Source organism: Pseudomonas cyclaminis, from assembly GCF_015163715.1.
Lineage (GTDB): Bacteria > Pseudomonadota > Gammaproteobacteria > Pseudomonadales > Pseudomonadaceae > Aquipseudomonas > Aquipseudomonas cyclaminis.
In genome coordinates, this window is the sequence record NZ_JADDUM010000287.1 from 1 (window position 1) to 2669 (window position 2669).

General features: G+C 60.3%; 2 protein-coding genes and 1 pseudogene. All 3 read left to right on the plus strand.

Annotated elements, in window-relative coordinates; genetic code table 11:
• Nucleotides 1-362, plus strand: a pseudogene (locus tag IQK56_RS28460) (malto-oligosyltrehalose synthase); the annotation flags it as partial.
• 24 nt (nucleotides 363-386) lie between these two features.
• A complete protein-coding gene (locus tag IQK56_RS28465; RefSeq protein WP_122305047.1) occupies nucleotides 387-656 on the plus strand; it encodes a DUF2934 domain-containing protein in 270 nt (89 codons plus the stop codon).
• A gap of 119 nt (nucleotides 657-775) precedes the next feature.
• Nucleotides 776-2669, plus strand: a 1894-nt coding sequence (glgX, locus tag IQK56_RS28470) for a glycogen debranching protein GlgX (RefSeq protein WP_193901911.1), incomplete at its 3' end; no start/stop codon positions are given.

Here is a 2669-nt window from a genome sequence, read left to right on the forward strand (position 1 = left end):
GTGCTGGCCTTGCGCAAGCGCAGCCTGAGCTGTTTCGCAGCGGCACTTACACGCCGCTGGAAGTGGTCGGCCAACACGCCGGGCGGGTGGTCGCATTCTGCCGCGAACACCAGGGCAAACGCTTGTTGGTGGTGGTGCCACGCTGGCCGCATGACCTGCTGGAAAACGGTGTGATTCCCCAGATCAATGCGCAGGTTTGGGGCGATACCCGACTGAAATTACCGTTCGCCGCACCAACTCAAAACTGGAAGGGACTTTTTCATACAGGCGCAGTCACACCAGACAAGGAGCTGTTGATCAGCACTGCCCTGGGGGATTTCCCGGTCAATGTCTTTATCAATCCTGATGATCAAGAAAGCTGAAAATTTTCTGTGAGGAGCATTGTGATGAGTACTGAAGACAAACGCATACGCGAACTGGCGCATCAGATCTGGGAGTCTGAAGGTAAACCCCATGGGGAAGACGCACGCCACTGGGAGATGGCGCGCAAGCTGGCCGAAGCCGAAGCGCTGACGCCGAGCAAGCCCAAGGCGGGCGCCAAGCCCAAGGCCGCCCCCAAACCGCCTGCCAAGGCCAAGCCGGCGGCCGCCGTTGCCGGCAAGCCGACACCGCCAGCGGCGAAGAAGCCGGCGGCGCCGAAAAAGCCCAAGCCTTAATCCCATCAACCTCCTGTCGACGCGTTGGCGGGAGGTTATTTCATCACACTGATTGTCAGCTGAATGTTCGTCGGCACGGCGGCGTTCGGCCCGAAAAAGACCCTGCAGGAGCAACTTCAATGAGCAAACCCGACAAAAGCCAAGCGACGCCGGACCATGAGCCGTCGCGGATTCGTGAAGGTTTGCCCTTCCCACTCGGCGCGACCTGGGATGGCCTGGGTGTCAACTTTGCGCTGTTTTCGGCCAATGCCACCAAAGTCGAACTCTGCCTGTTCGATGACTCGGGCGAAGTGGAACTGGAGCGCATCGAGCTGCCGGAATACACCGATGAAATTTTCCACGGTTACTTGCCCGACGCCCATCCTGGGCTGATTTACGGCTATCGCGTCTACGGTGCGTACGACCCGGCCAACGGTCATCGCTTCAACCACAATAAATTGCTGATCGACCCCTATGCCAAGCAGCTGGTGGGCGAACTCAAATGGTCCGAAGCGCTGTTTGGCTACACCATCGGCCATCCCGACGACGACCTCAGCTTCGACGAGCGCGACAGCGCGCCGTTCGTGCCCAAGTGCAAGGTCATCGACCCCGCGCACACCTGGGGCAATGACCAGCCGGTGCGAGTGCCGTGGGACCGCACGATCATCTATGAAACCCACCTGCGCGGCATCAGCATGCGTCACCCTTCTGTGGGCGAATCCGTGCGCGGCACCTGCGCCGGGCTGATGGAAGACGATGTGCTCAAGCACATTCGCCAGTTGGGGATTTCTTCGGTAGAGCTGCTGCCGGTACATGCCTTCGTCAATGACCAGCACCTGCTGGAAAAAGGCATGACCAACTATTGGGGCTACAACAGCATCGCGTTCTTCGCCCCCGACCCGCGCTACCTGGCCAGTGGCAAGATCGCCGAGTTCAAGGAGATGGTCGCGCACCTGCACGAGCAGAAGCTGGAAGTGATCCTCGACGTGGTCTACAACCACACCGCCGAAGGCAACGAGCGTGGCCCGACGCTGTCCATGCGCGGCATCGATAACGCCTCCTACTACCGGCTGATGCCTGACGACAAGCGTTTCTATATCAATGATTCCGGCACCGGCAACACCCTGGACCTGAGTCACCCGTGCGTGCTGCAAATGGTTACCGACTCATTGCGTTATTGGGCCAACGAGATGCACGTCGACGGCTTCCGCTTTGACCTTGCGACGATTCTTGGCCGTTACCGCGACGGTTTCGACGAGCGCCACAGCTTCCTCGTGGCCTGCCGCCAGGACCCGGTACTGCGTCAGCTCAAACTGATCGCCGAGCCGTGGGACTGCGGCCCCGGTGGCTATCAGGTAGGTAATTTCCCACCGGGCTGGGTCGAATGGAACGACCGTTTCCGCGACACCGTGCGCGCGTTCTGGAAAGGCGACGACGGCCAGCTTGCGGACTTCGCCGGGCGCATGACAGCCTCCGGTGAGATGTTCAACCATCGTGGCCGTCGCCCCTACAGCTCGGTGAACTTCATCACCGCCCATGACGGCTTCACCTTGCATGACCTGGTGTCGTACAACGACAAGCACAACGAAGACAACGACGAGAACAACCAGGACGGCAGCAACAACAACCTGTCCTGGAACCACGGCGTCGAAGGCCCCACCGACGACCCGGAAATCAACGCGCTGCGCCTGCGCCAGATGCGCAACTTCTTCGCCACCCTGCTGCTGGCCCAAGGCACACCGATGATCGTCGCCGGTGATGAGTTCGCCCGCACCCAACATGGCAACAACAACGCGTATTGCCAGGACAGCGAGATCGGATGGGTCAACTGGGACTTGGACGATGACGGCAAGTCGCTGCTCAAGTTCGTCAAACGCCTGATCAAACTCCGCCTGGCGTACCCGATCCTGCGGCGTGGGCGCTTCCTGGTGGGCGACTACAACGAAGACATCGGCGTGAAAGACGTGACCTGGCTCGCCCCCGATGGCAATGAAATGACCACCGAACAGTGGGAGGACAGCCATGGCCGCTGCC

Bases quoted from the DNA above. Each gene is read 5' to 3' on its own strand.
- IQK56_RS28465 (WP_122305047.1), top strand. From the start codon at position 387: ATGAGTACTGAAGACAAACGCATACGCGAACTGGCGCATCAGATCTGG.